General features: G+C 70.8%; 11 protein-coding genes. 6 read left to right on the forward strand and 5 right to left on the reverse strand.

Features of this window, described 5'->3' with window-relative positions:
- The first annotated feature begins 143 nt into the window (after positions 1–143).
- The 3 genes from AC06G6_RS02820 to AC06G6_RS02830 all read left to right on the forward strand — a co-directional run bounded on the left by AC06G6_RS02820 (position 144) and on the right by AC06G6_RS02830 (position 4,120).
- Positions 144–824 carry an NADPH-dependent F420 reductase gene (locus AC06G6_RS02820; RefSeq protein WP_479826149.1) on the forward strand — a complete coding sequence of 227 codons (681 nt, stop codon included), beginning with the start codon at positions 144–146 and terminating at the stop codon, positions 822–824.
- 129 nt (positions 825–953) lie between these two features.
- Positions 954–3,770, forward strand: coding sequence for a phosphoenolpyruvate carboxylase (gene ppc, locus AC06G6_RS02825; protein WP_479826152.1), 2,817 nt, complete (start codon positions 954–956; stop codon positions 3,768–3,770).
- A 44-nt stretch (positions 3,771–3,814) separates the two neighbouring features.
- Entirely contained in the window at positions 3,815–4,120 is a 306-nt protein-coding gene (locus tag AC06G6_RS02830; RefSeq protein ID WP_307462120.1) for a hypothetical protein, read from the forward strand.
- Between the two features lie 16 nt (positions 4,121–4,136).
- Here the strand turns inward: AC06G6_RS02830 and AC06G6_RS02835 are convergent, their stop codons facing one another.
- Positions 4,137–4,763, reverse strand: a complete 627-nt coding sequence (locus AC06G6_RS02835) for a DedA family protein (protein ID WP_479826155.1) — start codon at positions 4,761–4,763, stop codon at positions 4,137–4,139.
- A gap of 67 nt (positions 4,764–4,830) precedes the next feature.
- The gene (locus tag AC06G6_RS02840; protein WP_479828516.1) at positions 4,831–5,808 is read right to left on the reverse strand and encodes an RluA family pseudouridine synthase; all 978 of its coding nucleotides are present in this window, start codon (positions 5,806–5,808) and stop codon (positions 4,831–4,833) included.
- A 131-nt stretch (positions 5,809–5,939) separates the two neighbouring features.
- On the opposite strand from AC06G6_RS02840, the gene AC06G6_RS02845 reads away from it, so the two are divergent.
- Positions 5,940–6,608: a helix-turn-helix domain-containing protein gene (locus AC06G6_RS02845; protein ID WP_479826157.1), complete on the forward strand. Its 669-nt coding sequence runs from the start codon at positions 5,940–5,942 to the stop codon at positions 6,606–6,608.
- Complete coding sequence (locus AC06G6_RS02850; protein WP_479826159.1) at positions 6,601–7,293, forward strand: SRPBCC family protein; 693 nt, start codon at positions 6,601–6,603, stop codon at positions 7,291–7,293. The genes AC06G6_RS02845 and AC06G6_RS02850 overlap by 8 nt, the downstream gene beginning before the upstream one ends.
- 247 nt (positions 7,294–7,540) lie before the next feature.
- Here the strand turns inward: AC06G6_RS02850 and yczR are convergent, their stop codons facing one another.
- A complete protein-coding gene (gene yczR, locus AC06G6_RS02855; RefSeq protein ID WP_479826162.1) occupies positions 7,541–9,055 on the reverse strand; it encodes a MocR-like transcription factor YczR in 1,515 nt (504 codons plus the stop codon).
- 61 nt (positions 9,056–9,116) lie between these two features.
- On the opposite strand from yczR, the gene yczE reads away from it, so the two are divergent.
- Positions 9,117–9,749 (forward strand): membrane protein YczE, encoded by a 633-nt coding sequence (gene yczE / locus AC06G6_RS02860; protein ID WP_479826164.1) that lies wholly within the window; start codon positions 9,117–9,119, stop codon positions 9,747–9,749.
- A gap of 27 nt (positions 9,750–9,776) precedes the next feature.
- On the opposite strand, the gene AC06G6_RS02865 is transcribed toward yczE, so the two are convergent.
- A complete protein-coding gene (locus AC06G6_RS02865; protein ID WP_479826166.1) occupies positions 9,777–10,643 on the reverse strand; it encodes a DNA-formamidopyrimidine glycosylase family protein in 867 nt (288 codons plus the stop codon).
- Positions 10,636–15,843, reverse strand: a complete 5,208-nt coding sequence (locus AC06G6_RS02870) for an Lhr family helicase (RefSeq protein ID WP_479826169.1) — start codon at positions 15,841–15,843, stop codon at positions 10,636–10,638. Before AC06G6_RS02870 ends, AC06G6_RS02865 begins: the two co-directional genes overlap by 8 nt.
- Between the last annotated feature and the right edge of the window lie 91 nt (positions 15,844–15,934).

Consider the following 15,934-nt stretch of genomic DNA (forward strand, 5'->3'; position numbering starts at 1 on the left):
GGCAGACAACATCTGTCAGCTAAGCGACTGGTGCTGGGATTAGATGCTGCACGGCATCCTTGCCGTAGACAGGTCTGTCTGATAGCGTCGGGGCCAGATCTAGACAAACCTGTCTACTGCGCCCATCCAGAACTGAGGACGTCATGAAAATTGCTGTACTGGGAACCGGATCCGTTGGCCCCACGATTGCCGCGGCACTGTCCGCGCTCGGGCATGACGTCGTGATCGGCACGCGGGATCCGAAGGCTACGCTGGCCCGGACCGAGCCCGGCGCGACGGGCGGCCCGGCCTTTGCCGCCTGGCACGCGGCGCACAGCCGGGTCGAGGTCGCCACGTTCGCCGACGCCGCGGCCCGCGCGGAGCTGGTCGTCAACGCCACCAACGGCGCGGGTTCCCTTGAGGCGCTCACCGCGGCGGGGGCGGCAAACCTTGCCGGCAAGGTGATCATGGATGTTGCGAACCCGCTGGACTTCTCCCGCGGGTTTCCGCCGTCGCTGAACCCGGTGAACACCGACAGCCTCGGGGAGCAGATCCAGCGGGCCTTCCCGGAGGCCCGGGTGATCAAGACCCTTAACACGATGACCGCCAGCGTCATGGTGGATCCGGCGAGTGTGGCCGGGGGCGACCACTCGGTCTTCCTCTCCGGCAACGACGCGGCGGCCAAGGAGGCCGTGAGCGGGCTGCTTAAGGGGTTCGGGCACCGGGACATCATCGACCTGGGCGACATCACCACCGCCCGCGGCGCGGAAATGGTGCTGCCGATCTGGGTACGGCTCTGGGGCGCGCTGGGCACGGGAGCGTTCAACTTCAAAATCGCCCGGTAGGGAAGCGGACACTATCTGAGACGGATTCCCCGGCGGCCGTGGCTGCGGGTAGCATCTTGAGGAAGAAAGTAACCCGGCTCACAGTATCCAGCGCAGTGTACGAGCCAAGTCTCTCGAAAGATTGTCTCCATGGCTGACACTGCAACGAATCCCGGCACCGATCTCGCCTCCGAACTGCGCGCGGACGTCCGCCGGGTCTCCACCCTCCTTGGCGAATCCCTGGTCCGCCAGCACGGGCCCGAGCTCCTGGCCTTGGTGGAGCAGGTGCGCCTGCTGACCAAGGAGTCCAAGGAAGCCGCCCGCGGCGGCGCGGATGCCACCGGGCCGTGGAGCTCGTACGACGTCGTCGCCCAGGTCCGGGAACTGCTCGGCTCCCTGCCCCTGGAGCAGGCGACCGACCTGGTCCGCGCCTTCGCGTTCTACTTCCACCTGGCCAACGCCGCCGAGCAGGTGCACCGGGTCCGCGGGCTGCGCACCCGGCAGGAAAAGGACGGCTGGCTGGCCAAGGCTGTCACCGACATCGCCGGCCAGGCCGGCCCCTCGGTGCTGCAGGAGGTCGTGAACGAACTCGACGTCCGTCCCATCTTCACCGCGCACCCCACCGAGGCCTCCCGCCGCTCCGTGCTGGACAAGGTCCGTCGGCTCTCCGACATCCTCGCCGAGAGCACCGCGGAGGGCACGACCGCACGGCGCCGCCAGGACCGCCAGCTCGCCGAGGTGATCGACCAGATGTGGCAGACGGACGAACTCCGCCAGGTCCGGCCCACCCCGGTGGACGAGGCCCGCAACGCGATCTACTACCTCACCGGCATCCTCGGCGACGCCATGCCGGAGATGCTTTCGGACCTCTCCGAACTGCTCGCCGAACATGGTGTGAGCCTTCCCGTAGAGAAGGCGCCGGTCCGATTCGGCTCCTGGATCGGCGGCGACCGGGACGGCAACCCCAACGTCACCGCGGCCGTCACCCGCGAAATCCTGCAGATCCAGAACCAGCACGCCATCCGGATCAGCATCGGCCTGATCGACGGGCTGATCTCCATCCTGTCCAACTCGACCGCGCTCGCCGGGGCGGACCAGGAGCTGCTGGACTCGATCGACGTCGACCTCAAGAACCTCCCGGGCCTGGACCGCCGCGTCCTGGAACTGAACGCCCAGGAGCCGTACCGGCTCAAACTCACGTGCATCAAGGCCAAGCTGCTCAACACGGGCCTGCGCGTCGCCGCCGGGTCGACGCACGAACCGGGCCGCGACTACTCCGCCACCGCGGAGCTCCTCGCCGAGCTGGGCCTGCTGGAGCGCTCGCTGCGCAACCACCACGCCGCGCTCGCCGCCGACGGCGCCCTGGCCCGGGTCCGGCGCGCCATCGCCTCCTTTGGCCTGCACCTCGCCACCCTCGACATCCGCGAACACGCCGACCACCACCACGACGCCGTCGGGCAGCTGATGGACCGCCTCGGCGGCCCCGGCGTCCGGTACGCGGAACTCAGCCGTTCCGAGCGGCTCGAGGTGCTCGGGTCCGAGCTCGCCTCCCGCCGCCCGCTGTCCGGCCACCCGATCAAGCTCGACGGCGTCGCCGACGGCACGTACGACGTCTTCCGCGAGATCCGGCGGGCCCTGCGCACCTACGGCCCGGACGTGATCGAGACGTACATCATCTCGATGACCCGCGGCGCGGACGACGTCCTGGCAGCGGCGGTGCTGGCCCGCGAGGCCGGCCTGGTCAGCCTCTTCGGCGCGGCCCCGTATGCCCGGATCGGCTTTGCCCCGCTCCTGGAAACCGTGGAGGAGCTGCGCGCCTCGGCCGAGATCGTGGACCAGCTGCTCTCCGATTCCTCGTACCGCGAGCTGGTCCGGCTGCGCGGCGACGTCCAGGAAATCATGCTCGGATACTCGGATTCCAACAAGGAATCCGGCGTGATGACCAGCCAGTGGGAGATCCACAAGACCCAGCGCAAACTCCGGGACATCGCGGCCAAGCACGGGGTCCGGGTGCGCCTGTTCCACGGCCGCGGCGGGTCCGTGGGACGCGGCGGCGGGCCGACGTACGACGCCATCATGGCCCAGCCGAACGGGGTCTTGGAAGGCGAGATCAAGTTCACCGAGCAGGGTGAGGTCATCTCGGACAAGTACTCGCTGCCCGAACTCGCCCGCGAAAACCTGGAGCTCTCGCTTGCTGCGGTCATGCAGGGCTCCGCGCTGCACCGCACACCGCGCACCTCGGAGGACCAGCGCGAACGCTACGGCCACGTGATGGATACCATCTCCGATGCCGCGTTCGCCCGGTACCGGACGCTGATCGATGACCCGGACCTGCCGGCCTACTTCATGGCGTCTACCCCGGTGGAACAGCTGGGGTCCCTCAACATCGGTTCCCGGCCGTCCAAGCGGCCCGATTCCGGCGCGGGCCTCGAGGGCCTGCGGGCCATCCCGTGGGTGTTCGGCTGGACGCAGTCCCGGCAGATCGTCCCGGGCTGGTTCGGCGTCGGCTCCGGGCTCAAGGCCGCCCGGGAGGCCGGCCACTCGGCCCAGCTGGTGGAGATGATGGAGGGCTGGCAGTTCTTCCGCTCGGTGCTCTCCAACGTGGAAATGACGCTGGCGAAGACGGACATGGACATCGCCGGCTACTACGTCTCCACCCTGGTCCCGGAGGAACTCCACCACCTGTTCCGCACCATCCGGGCCGAATATGAGCTGACCGTGTCCGAGATTCAGAACCTGACCGGCGAGGACCTGCTGCTCGACGCGCAGCCCACCCTGAAGCGATCCCTGGAGATCCGGGACCAGTACCTCGATCCGATCAGCTACCTTCAGGTGGAGCTGCTGCGCCGGATCCGTTCCGACGCCGCCGCGGGGAGCATGCCCAACGGCGAGATCGACGAGCGGCTCCAGCGCGCCATGCTGATCACGGTCAACGGCGTGGCGGCGGGGCTGCGCAACACCGGCTAAAAAGGGTGCGGGGGGCCAGCGGCCGGTCCCGCTAGGGTTGTTCCATGCCGTCGTTCCAGACCAGACTGAAGATCACCGGGCTCAAGCCGGGCAACCCGCCGGAGTCCGTGATGGCCGCTGCCGTCGAAGCCCTGGAGACGCGGCACCACGTCGAGGCGAACCAGTTGGACCTCGCCGGCGGGGTTCCGCAACTGAACCTGCGGTTCCTGGTCGAGCCCACCTCGTACAGCAGTGAGAACCGCCAGGCGCTCGAATCGGCCGCGATGATGCGCGACGCCGTCGAACGCGTGGCGGTGACCGGCCATCTGATGGTGCTCCGCCGCAACCGCGGCCGCTGGGCGCCCGTCTAGCCGGGTTCCGCCAGCGTCAGAAGTCGAGTTCCTCGTCGGGTCCGTCCACGACGGGGGAGCGGTTGCCGCGCCTGCGCGTGACGATCACGCCCAGGATGACTCCGACCAGGACCCCGACGCCGACCCCGATCAGGGAGCTCGCCCAGAACGGCAGCCCAGTAGCGGCTCCGGTGACATAGCCGAGACCGACCGACCAGACGGCCCAGAGGAGGCCGCCGAGAGCCGCGCACAGGCTGAATCCCCGGGTGGAGACGTTGGCGATGCCGGCAGCGGCAGTTGTCGCCAGCCGTCCGCCCGGGATGAAGCGGATTCCGATGATCGCCCCGTAGGTGGTGGACCGGCCGGCTTTCGCAATGGCGGTGTGCACGGCCTGATGGAACGACCGGCCCCACCGCCAGCGGTCCAGGACATGGCTCAGGCGCCGCTTGAAGAGCTGGAACACCAGGATGTCTCCCAGCCAGGACGCTGCCGCGGCCAGGAGCACCACCAGGAAAGCGTTGGCGCGCCCGACGGCGGACAGGGCGCCGCCGGTGATGACCACCATTTCGGAGGGGAGGGGCGGGAAGAGGGCATCGCCCATAACAACCGGGATGATCCAGAAATAGATCGCGTCCCCCCAGCCGTCTGCGCTGCCGAAGTCCATGGGCACAAGTTACAGCATTTCCGGGCTGCCGCCGTCCGTGGCGGCGGGCTTAGCTTCCTCCGGCCGCTTAGCGGGCTTCGCTGAGCTCCAGCCCGCTGCGGTACTCCACCGGCTTGCCGGTGATCGGGTCGGCGAACCGGATCCCGCGCGCGAGCAGCTGGAGCGGTTTCGAGTAATCGTCCGGCGCCTTGTCCAGCAGCTCAGGGTAGAAGGCATCGTTGACGATCCCCAGTCCCAGGGAGGCCATGTGCACGCGGAGCTGGTGGGTCTTGCCCGAGTGCGGCTCGAGCCGGTACAGCGCACGGCGACCGGCGGCGCCGTCGTCCGCGGCACCCGAGACCTGCCCGGCGGGAGGCGCCGCGAGGGGGCCGTCAAAGGTCTGCAGCCGTTCGATCCGGGTTTCGGCATTGGGTTCGCCGTCGATCACCTCGGCGAGCAGGTAGCTGCGGGACTTCGTCATCCGGTTCCGGACCACCACGGGGAAGTCGACGGCGGCGTGCCCGGGCGCGGGCCGGGCCGCGGCCACACACTCGTATTCCTTCTGGACCTGGCGCTTTTCGAAGAGCACCTGGTATTTGCCCCGGGTCTCCGGATTCGTGGAGAGCAGCAGGATCCCGGCGGTCATGCGGTCCAGCCGGTGCATGGGAATGAGGTCGGGCAGGCCCAGCTGGTTCCGGAGCCGCACCAGCGCGGACTCCTGGATGTACGTGCCGCCCGGGGTGGTGGGCAGGAAGTGCGGCTTGTCCACCACAAGGAGGTGGTCGTCCTGGTGCAGGATGTTCAGTTCCACCGGGATCCGGACCTCCGGCGGCAGGGTGCGGTAGTACCAGATGAAGGTGTGGTTCCGCAGCGGGGTGGCGCGGTCCAGGGCGATGCCGGCCTCGCCCACGATCTCGCCGGCGTCGAAGCGGTCCTCGATGCCCTGGGGGTCGATATGGCCCCAGCGGTGCATCATGTAGTCCATTGCAGTGTCCCAGGGCCCCTCGTCCGGGAGGCGGAGGCGGGTCGCGTTGACGCCGTCGCGCACGGGCAGGGGGGATTGCATCACCGGTCCATTCTACTTTGCCGGCCCCGCCCCGCCGTTCGCGGGCCGCCGCCGGCGGCCCGGAACGCACCCCTCTTCCGACGGTTAAAAAGTTCTTGACAAATAAAACTGTCGGTTGCGACACTGGAAGCATGTTGGACATCGAAGTGATCGAAGACCCGGCCGCGGCGGAGGCCTCGCTGGACCCGATCCGGACCCGCATCCTGCTGGAACTCGCCGAACCCGGCTCGGCCACGCAGCTCGCCGCGAAGGTGGGCCTGCCGCGCCAGAAGGTCAACTACCACCTCAAGGCCCTGGAACGCCACGGGCTGGTGGAACTCGTGGCGGAGCGTCGCAAAGGCAACGTCACGGAGCGCATCCTGCAGGCGAGCGCCGCCTCGTACCTGATTTCCCCGGCGGCGCTGGCCTCCGTGGCCCCGGACCCGCACCGGTTCTCCGACCGCTTTTCGGCCTTCTGGCTGCTGGCGCTCGCCAGCCGCATGGTCCAGGAGATGGGCCAGCTCATCACCGGCGCCGTCGCGGCCAAACAGCGCCTCGCCACCTTTGCCATCGACGGCGAGATCACCTTCCGCACCGCCGCGGACCGGGCCGCCTTCGCCGAGGAGCTGGGCGTCGCGGTGACCCGGCTCGTGGACAAATACCACGACGGCGGACCGGGGGCCCCGGCGGAGCGCGCCACCGCGGGCGGCGGACGCAAGCACCGCCTCGTCGTCGCGCTTCACCCAACACTGAAAACGGCACCACCCAAAAACCCATCAGCTAACACACACCCATCAGCTAAGGAGCAGGACAATGACTGACAAGCGCAACTTCGAAATCGTCGTTGACACGGAACTGCCCGCCACCCCGGAGCGCGTCTGGGAGGCGGTCACGAAGAACGAGGCCGGCTGGATGTTCCCAACCGACGAGTGGCCGGCCGTGCGGCCCGTCGAGGACTACCCCCGCCACCTGGTGTCGCGGATGGAGGGTCCGGACGGCTGGTTCAACCAGCTGGAGCACGTGCTGGAACCGCTGGACGGCGGCCGCGCCCGGCTGCACTACGTCCACAGCGGCATCTTCACCGAGAACTGGGACCAGCAGTACGACGGCGCCAGCAAGCACACCGAGTTTTACCTGCACACTCTCGGCCAGTACCTGAAGTACTTTGACGGCAAGCCGGTGGTGTTCACGGACATCCAGGCACCCGCCGCCTCGGCGGCGCCGGACGGCTTCGTGCGGCTCAAGAAGGCCCTGGGCGTGGAGGGCTCGGAGCCCGGCAGTGCCGTGGAGCTGGAGCTCGACGGCGTCGGCCGGCTCGCGGGGGAGGTGGACTTCGCCAACGAGAACTTCCTCGGCCTGCGCACCGCGGACACGCTGTACCGGTTCTTCGGCCGCAATGCCTTCGGCGCCACGGTCGGCATGACCGTCCACGATTTCAGCGGCGGCGGGGATTCCGAATCCACGGCGAAGGCTTGGCGCGGGTTCCTTGAGAAGGTCTACGCATAGTTCGTCCACCCCTTCTGGCGGCCGGCGGCCTGCTCGGCGGGACCGGAAATCCCGGGCGATACGCAATCGTGCTGGCGACCCGAGGCCTGCTCGGCGACATCGGAAATCCCGGGCGACACGCCAAGGTCCTGGCGACGCCGGAGTAAGGGCGCGCCAGGACTTGTGCGCATCGTGGAGTGGTTTCCGCGTCGCCGGGCCGCACCAGGGCAGGCGCTGCGGCCCTTGAGCGGCCCGGCGGCGACGGGTGTCAGGCGATGGCTGCCGCGGGCGGGGCTCCGAGGCTGCGCCGCAGCTGCGGGGACGCCTCCAGCTTGTCCTGGGCGGACCGCAGCGCCGCCACTGCGGTCTCGAGCTGCTCTGGAGGGAGCGTAAACGGCACCCGGAGATAGTGCTCGAAGGCGCCGCCCGTGCCGAAGCGGGGTCCGGCCGCCAGCCGGATGCCGAAGTCCGGGGCCACCACAGCGAGGGCTGTGCTCATCGGGGCCGGGAGGCGGCACCACACCGACAAGCCGCCGTCGGGCCGTTCGCTCTGCCAGCCCGCCAGCCGTCCGGCGATGAGCTCCAGCAGCGCGTCCCGGTTGTCCCGCAGGGAGGCCAGGCGGGCCGGGAGCGGTTCGGCGAGTGCGTTGACCAGATGGGCCGCCGCGAGCTGTTCCACCACCGGGCCGCCCAAGTCCATGGTGGTGCGCGCGGCGGCGAACCGCTGGATCAGGGGCTCCTCGGCCCGGATCCAGCCGGTCCGCAGCCCGGCCCAGTGCGACTTGCTCAGCGAGCCGATGGAGACGACGGCGGGGCTGAAGGCGGCCAGCGGCGTGGAAGTGACGCCGTCGAGGTTCAGCTCCCGGAGCGTCTCGTCCACAACGAGGACGGTGCCGGCTGCGGCGGCGGCACGGACCAGCCGCCGCCGCTGGGAATCCGGCATCAGCCGCCCGGTGGGGTTGTGGAAGTCCGGAACGACGTAGGCCATGGCGGGCCGCTGCTGCCTCAGAGCGGTCTCGATCGCCTCCAGATCCCAGCCCGGACGGGAGCCGGAGGCCGTCCCGGACCGGGCGTGCGGGGCGGCGGCGGGCATGGCCACCGGCACCAGCCGGCAGCCCGCGGCCCGGATGGCGTCGAGCGCATTCGGGTAGCTCGGATGCTCCACCAGGACCTTGTCGGACCGGCCGGCCAGGGTGCGGAGCACGATGTTCAGCGCGTGCTGCGCGCCGGACGTCACGAGGATCTGCCGCGCGGTGGTGTGCACCCCGGCCGCGGAATAGTGCCTGGCGATGGCCTCCCTCAGCGGGATCACTCCGAGCGCGTCATAGCCGAAGCCAGGTAGCAGCGCCGGCAGTTCGGTCAGCGCGGAGGCGAATGCCCGGTGCACCACCTCGCCGCTGGCCGGCAGCGAGGCATAGGCGAGGTCGAGGATTCCGTCCGGAACGGCCAGACCGGGAGCTCCGCTGAGATGCGCCCCGCTGCCGCCGTTGCGGCCGCCCGGCGGACCGGACTGCGGGATGCACGTCCGGCCGCGGCTGCCCTGGCCGCTGCTGAGGAAGCCCTGCTCGCGCAGCAGGGAGTACGCGGCGGTGACGGTGGTGCGGCTGATGCCGAGCGTCGCGGCCAGGGCCCGTTCGCTGGGCAGCGCGACATCCAGCGGCACCCGGCCGTCGAGGACCAGCAGGCGGACGACGTCGGCGAGCTCCCGGTAGGCGGGGGCCGCGCCGAGGTTCCACTCGCCGAGCAATCGGGCGAGCGAACTGGGGTTCAGGGATCCGGACATAGAGCCAGTATTTCAAACTGGCTATGGAATGCAATGCCAGTTGTCCGGGAGGATGGGGTGCATGATGACCCGCAGGCTCCTTCAGCTCCTTATCGGCCTCGCCATGTACGGCATATCCCTGGCGATGTTTATCCGCGCCGGCCTCGGGCTGGACCCGTGGGACGTGTTCCACCAGGGCCTCGCGGTCAAGACCGGGCTGAGCATCGGCACGGTTGTGGTGATCGTGAGTTTCTTGGTGCTGCTCCTCTGGATTCCGCTGCGGCAGTGGCCCGGCTTCGGCACCCTGTGCAATGCCGTGCTGGTGGGCGTCTTCGCCGACGTCGGGCTGGCGCTGATCCCGGAGTTCTCCCACCTCGGGGGGCAGGCCGGCATGCTCGCGGGCGCCATCGTGCTCAACGGGATCGCCTCCGCCTGCTATATCGGTGCGCGGCTGGGTCCCGGTGCGCGGGACGGCCTGATGACCGGACTCGCCCGCCGGACCGGCTGGTCGGTCCGGACGTCCCGGACCGGCATAGAGATTGTGGTCCTCGCCGCGGGCTGGCTGCTCGGCGGCTCCGTGGGCATCGGGACCGTGCTCTACGCCCTGGCCATCGGCCCGCTGGTGCAGCTCCTGCTGCCGCGGTTCACCGTGCCGGAGTTGAAGGAGTCCGCGCTGCCGGCGGCGGCAGCCGATCCCGCGGTCGCCGCACCTTAGGCCGCCGCGGCACGCCGCGGAGTGGACCTAAGCCGGACCGGTTCCCGGCAGCGGCTGGCACGTCGGGCACCAGTAGATGTCCCGCTCTTCGGTGCCGGCGGCTTTGGCGAGGACTCCGCGCCGCACCGGCGTCCGGCACTTCAGGCACGGCTGGTTTTCGCGCCGGTAGACCCAGTAACCGGGCAGCCCGGAGCTCCGGCCGACCACCGCGCCGCGCTGATTCAGGACCGTGGTCCGGCGCCCGGCCCCCAGGTTGGCCTCCAGCAGCACCTTGGCGTCGGTGAGCATGGCCGCCACGTCGGGCACCGCCGAGACGGGTGCCGCCGGGTGCACGCCGGAGAGGAAGCAGGCCTCGCAGCGGTAGATGTTGCCGATCCCGGCGAGGTTCCGCTGGTCCAGCAGTGCGACGCCGATCGGGACCTCCGGCGCGGCGCGGATCCGCCGCTCCGCCTCGGCCAGGTCCCAGTCCGGACCCAGCAGGTCGGGACCGAGGTGGCCGACGACGGAATCCTCCTCGGAGGTGCGCACCACCTCAAGGATGCCCAGCGAGAACCCGACGGCGTCTGCCGCCGCGGTGCGCAGCACGCAGCGCGCGGTGAACCCCGGCTTCCGCCAGCGGCCGCCCGGCGGGTAGACCTGCCACGTCCCTTCCATCTTGAGGTGGGAATGGATCGTCAGCCGGTCCGGTACCGCCGGGCCGCCGCCGTCCCGGGCCGGGCCCTCGAGCCGCATGAGCAGGTGTTTGCCCCGGGGGACCACCTCGGTCACGGTCCAGCCGCCCAGTTTGAGGGTGGCAAAGCGCGGCACCCGGAAGTCGGAGGAGATGAGCTGCTGGCCCGCCAGCGCGGCATGCAACTGGGCGGCGGCGCGGAACACCGAATCGCCCTCAGGCACGGATCCTCAGTCCCTTCGGTGTGGAGTAGGCCCCGGCGTGGGCGAGGGCGGCGGCGATGGGCGTGTCGAGAATGCCGTGGCCGTTGACTTTTTCCATGATGAGTTTGTCCACCGCGCCCCGGGTGACCACGCCGACCAGGGCGGCGCCGGCCGCGGCCAGGACCTCGGCGTCCTCGCTGAAGGCCAGCAGGGTCTTGCCGCCGCGTTCCACATAGAGGGCCAGGGCGCCGTCGACCAGCACCACCAGGGCGCCGGCCTTCCTGCCCGGCCGGTGGCCGGTTCCGGCTTCGACGTTCAGGGCAGGCCAGGGAAGGGCGGCGCCGTAGGGGTTCGCGGGGTCCGTCGCGGCCAGCGCCAGGGCCACGGGTTCGGGTTTGTGGAGCTGGGTGTCCTCGGCGTAGGAGCGCAGCCTGTCCACGGTCGCGGGGACGGCGAACTGTGCCGCGCCCAGGTGCTCGATGAAGTAGCCGCGGCGGCACCGTCCGGCTTCCTCCAGCCGCGCCAGGACCTTGTACATCAGTCCGAAGCCGCCCAGGATGTTCTCGGCCATGACCGACCCGCGGGTGACCACGCCGTACCGGTCGAGCAGGAGCTCCGCGGTGGCCCGGGCGTGGATGGTGGCATCGAGTTCGGGGGCGGGCAACGCGGACCAGCGGCCGGCGGCCAGCGGCGGAGTGGCCGCCGCGCCGCTCGCGGAACCGTACCGGCCCCCGGTGAGCCCGGGGGATCCGAGCAGACCGGTCCCGTGGGCGCGGCCCAACCTGCTCAACCGGGGGGCCCGGGCCCGCGGGGCGCGGGCGACCTGCCGGTGCGCGGTGTGGCCGCCGGCAATCATGGCCCGGACCGGGGCGAAGGTATCGCCCGTGATCCGGCCCGCCCAGGCGAGGTCCCAGAGCGCGGAGACGACGTCCTGGTCGCTGAGCACCGAGTCCATGCCGCCGGCGACGTCCGTCAGCTGCCGGAAGAAGTAGCCGCCGCCGTTGTTGCGCAGGTGGTCCAGCAGCCGCTGCTGCGCGTCGCCGGGCTCGAATTCGATGGCCGGGTTCAGGGTCAGCTCGGCCGAATCGGCCAGGTGCAGGCTGACCCAGCCGTCGTTGCCGGGGAGCGCGCCGGCGCCGGACCAGAGCACCTCACCGGCGGCCATCAGCTCATCCAGCATGGCCGGCTGGTAATCGGACACCCGGCTGGCGAGGACCAGCGGTTCCCATGCGGAGGCCGGAATAGGCACACCGGACAACTGGTCGACCGCCGTGATGATCCCGTCCAGTCCCCGCAGCGCGGACTGCCCGCGCTTGCCCGGGACCCGGACGTTCTGCCAGGCCGGCAGGAAGCGGCCGTACGCGGCGGCATCCACGGGCTCAACCTCGGCGCGCAGTGCGGCGAGCGAGCGGCGGCGGAGCTTGCGCAGGACTTCGGCATCACACCATTCACTGACGCCCGCCAGCGACGGGGCCGCGGGCGCGGCGGTGGCCTGGGTCCCGGCGGCGCTGGAGCCCGCGTCGCCGTCGTCGGCTCGGGGGGCGAGCGCCGGGGCCGGGGGTGCGGCGTGCGGGCGGAACTCGCCTTCCACCACCCGTCCGTCCGCGGCGAGCCGCTTCAGCGCGGTGCCGACGACGGCGACACCGAGTCCCAGCCGGGCGGCGGCCTCCGCGGAGGTGAACGGCCCGTGGGTGCGGGCATAGCGCGAGACGAGGTCGCCCAGGGGATCAGCGACCGGTTCGATGAAGGCCAGCGGCACACCCATCGGCAGCGGGACGCCGAGGGCGTCGCGCAGGCGGGCGGCGTCCTCCACCGCGGCGTAGCGCTCGGCGCCGCCGATGTTGACCTTGATGGCGCGGTTGGCGCGCTGGAGCGCCACCAGATGTGTCGTGGCATCGGCGACGGGGGCCATGCTCTCGACCGCCGGCTCCGATTCGGGAGCCCCGGCAAGCCCGGCCTCAGGGCCAAGCGCTGCCTCCGGGCCGGACTCAGCCGCCGCCGTAGGTTCAGCTCCTGCGGCAAGCCCGGCCGCCGGACCCGGCTCAGCCGCCGGGCCGGGCCCGGCCGCCGGTTCGAGCCGGGCGGCGACGTCCTCCGGGGTCAGCGGGCCCAGCAGGCGCAGCAGGTCCGCGACACCCTCCAGCCCGCGCACTTTCCGGTCCGGGGCGAGCCGCTGCAGCTCCCGCTCGGTGGCGTCGATGACCTTGGCGTCGAGCAGTTCGCGCAGCTCGACGCGGCCGAGGAGCTCATTGAGCAGGGTCGAATCCAGCGCCAACGCGGCGGCCCGGCGCTCGGCGAGGGGCGAATCGCCCTCGTAGAGGAACTGCGCGACGTAGCCGAAGAGCAGGGACTTGGCGAACGGGGAGGGCTGCTGGGTGGTGGTCTGCAGGATCCGCAGCTCGCGGCGCTCGATGGACGCGGCGATGTCCTTCAGGGCCGGAAGGTCGTAGACATCCTGCAGACATTCACGGACCGTCTCGAGGACGATCGGGAAGGTGGGGTACTTCCGCGCGACGTCCAGCAGCTGGGCGGAACGCTGCCGCTGCTGCCACAGGGGCTGCCGTTTGCCCGGGTTCTGCCGGGGGAGCAGCAGGGCCCGGGCGGCGCACTCACGGAAACGGGAGGCGAAGAGGGCGCTGCCGCCGACCTCCGCCGTCACGATCTGTTCGAGTTCCTCCGGGTCGAACAGGAACAGTTCAGCCCCGGGTGGCTCGTCCTCCATCATGGGCACGCGCAGCACAATGCCGTCGTCGGCGGCCATCGCGGAGCCGTCCATCCCGTAGCGCTGGTGCAGCCGCTGCCCGACGGCGAGGGCCCACGGCGCGTGCACCGGCATGCCGAACGGGCTGTGCAGCACCACCCGCCAGTCGCCGAGTTCGTCGTGGAAGCGTTCCACCACCAGGGTGGTGTCGCTGGGGACCACCTCGGTCGCCAGCTTCTGCTCGGCGAGGTACTGGATCAGGTTGTTGGCGGCGAAATCGTCCAGGCCGCTGGCCTTGCAACGTTCCGTGGCCGGCCCGACGTCGGACGCGGACAGTTCGCGCACGAAGGCGCCCAGGGCGCGGCCGAGGTCCACCGGGCGGCCGAGGGAGTCGCCCTTCCAGAACGGAAGTTTCCCCGGCTGGCCGAACGCGGGGGTGACCAGGACCCGGTCATGGGTGATGTCCTCGATCTTCCAGCTCGTGGCACCGAGGGCGAACACGTCACCGACCCGGGATTCGTAGACCATTTCCTCGTCGAGTTCGCCGACCCGGCGGCCGCCCTTGGCTGCCGCGGCGGCCGGACTCGCCGCCCGGCCGTCGCCGCTGGCGGAGCCCGGGGACCCGGAAGAGCCGGTCCCTTCCGTCTCGGTGCCGATGATGTAGACGCCGAAGAGCCCGCGGTCCGGGATGGTGCCGCCGGAGGTGACCGCCAGCCGCTGGGCGCCGGGGCGGCCCTCGATGGTGCCCGCGTTGCGGTCCCAGATGATCCGGGGCCGCAGTTCGGCGAATTCGTCGGAGGGGTAGCGGCCGGCGAGCAGGTCCAGGGTGGCCTCGAAGGCGGAGCGGGGGAGGGAGGCGAACGGCGCCGACCGGCGCACCGTGGAGAACCATTCCTCCACATCGATGGACCCCAGCGCCGTGGCGGCGACGGTCTGCTGGGCCAGGATGTCCAGCGGGTTCGCCGGGACGTAGAGCCGTTCGATCTTGCCGGCGAGCATCCGTTCCACGGTGATGGTGGTGTGCACCAGGTCGGCGCGGTGCTTGGGGAACAGGACGCCCTGGGAGACCTCGCCGACCTGGTGACCGGCGCGGCCCACCCGCTGCAGCCCGCTGGCCACCGACGGTGGGGATTCCACCTGCACCACCAGGTCCACGGCTCCCATGTCGATGCCCAGTTCCAGGGAGGACGTGGCCACGACGCAGCGCAGCCGGCCGGATTTCAGGTCGTCCTCGATCAGGGCCCGCTGGTCCTTGGAGACCGAACCGTGGTGGGCCCGGGCCAGGACCGGATCGGCCCCGGCGGTGCTGCCGGCCTGGGCCATCATGTGCGCCGGTGTCGCGGTGGAGGTCGGTACCGCGGCGGGGGCCGGCACGGCGGCGGAGGCCGGCACGGCGGGGGAGGCCGGCACGGCGGGGGTGCCGCCGGCCGGTGCTCCCGCCGGGACGGGCGCGAAGCCGGGTGCCCCGGCGCCGAACCCGTCCGGGCCGCCGCCTGCGGCCATCAGCTGCCGCTCGACGTAGATCTCGTTGAGCCGAGCGGTCAGGCGTTCGGCGAGCCGGCGGGAATTGGCGAACACGATGGTGGACTGGTTGGCCAGCACCAGGTCCACAATCTTCTCCTCCACGTGCGGCCAGATCGACGCCTGCGGCTGCAGCCCGGACGCCGGCCCGGAGTCGAACGCTCCGGCCGCGCCCTGCAGGTCGGACATGTCCTCCACCGGGACGGAGACCGTCAGGTCCCAGGACTTCTTCGAGGGCGGGGCCACGATTTCCACCGGCGCGGAGCCGGCGAGGAACTGCGCCACCAGCTCCTTGGGCTCCACGGTGGCCGAGAGCCCGATCCGCTGGGCGGGTTTCGGGAGCAGGGCGTCGAGGCGTTCCAGGGACACGGCCAGATGGGCGCCGCGTTTGGTGCCCGCGACGGCGTGGACCTCGTCGACGATGATGGTGTCCACCTCGCTCAACGTCTCCCGCGCCTTGGAGGTGAGCATCAGGAAGAGCGACTCGGGCGTGGTGATGAGGATGTCCGGCGGGTGGCTCAGCAGCGCGCGGCGGTCCGACGCCGGCGTGTCACCGGACCGGACGCCCACGGTGATCAGCGGGGCGGGCAGGTCCAGGCGTTTGGCGGTCTGGGTGATGCCGATCAGCGGGGCGCGCAGATTGCGTTCGACGTCGACGCCGAGCGCCTTGAGCGGCGAGATGTACAGGACCCTGGTCTTGCGTTTCGGCGCCCTGCGCCGGGTGCCCTTCGCGGTGTCCAGGCCGGGCAGTTCCGCGGGTTCGGCGGGGGCTGAGACGAGCAGCCGGTCGAGCGCCCAGAGGAAGGCCGCGAGCGTTTTGCCGGAGCCGGTGGGGGCGACCACGAGCGCGTGCGCGCCGGAGGAAATCGCGTTCCAGGCACCGTTCTGGGCGGGGGTGGGCGCAGCGAACGCACCCAGGAACCAATCCCGGGTCGGCCGGCTGAACCGGTCCATGGCCTCGGCCGCAAGTGTGCCGCCGGCGAGCTCCTGCCCCTTCATTCCTCCATCATGCCTTAACCCGCCGACAGGAAATGGCGGGCGGCAATCCGGGCGACGGTGCCCCGTCGAGGTGATACTTCGCGCCCATGTT

This window comes from Arthrobacter sp. CJL-S3 (assembly GCF_056711635.1).

What these genes read in the sequence shown, in the direction of transcription:
- AC06G6_RS02820 (WP_479826149.1), top strand. Translation starts at nt 144, where the DNA reads ATGAAAATTGCTGTACTGGGAACCGGATCCGTTGGCCCCACGATTGCC.
- yczE (WP_479826164.1), top strand. Translation starts at nt 9,117, where the DNA reads ATGATGACCCGCAGGCTCCTTCAGCTCCTTATCGGCCTCGCCATGTAC.
- AC06G6_RS02840 (WP_479828516.1), bottom strand. Translation starts at nt 5,808, where the DNA reads ATGCAATCCCCCCTGCCCGTGCGCGACGGCGTCAACGCGACCCGCCTC.
- AC06G6_RS02835 (WP_479826155.1), bottom strand. Translation starts at nt 4,763, where the DNA reads ATGGACTTCGGCAGCGCAGACGGCTGGGGGGACGCGATCTATTTCTGG.
- yczR (WP_479826162.1), bottom strand. Translation starts at nt 9,055, where the DNA reads ATGTCCGGATCCCTGAACCCCAGTTCGCTCGCCCGATTGCTCGGCGAG.
- ppc (WP_479826152.1), top strand. Translation starts at nt 954, where the DNA reads ATGGCTGACACTGCAACGAATCCCGGCACCGATCTCGCCTCCGAACTG.
- AC06G6_RS02845 (WP_479826157.1), top strand. Translation starts at nt 5,940, where the DNA reads ATGTTGGACATCGAAGTGATCGAAGACCCGGCCGCGGCGGAGGCCTCG.
- AC06G6_RS02850 (WP_479826159.1), top strand. Translation starts at nt 6,601, where the DNA reads ATGACTGACAAGCGCAACTTCGAAATCGTCGTTGACACGGAACTGCCC.
- AC06G6_RS02830 (WP_307462120.1), top strand. Translation starts at nt 3,815, where the DNA reads ATGCCGTCGTTCCAGACCAGACTGAAGATCACCGGGCTCAAGCCGGGC.
- AC06G6_RS02870 (WP_479826169.1), bottom strand. Translation starts at nt 15,843, where the DNA reads ATGAAGGGGCAGGAGCTCGCCGGCGGCACACTTGCGGCCGAGGCCATG.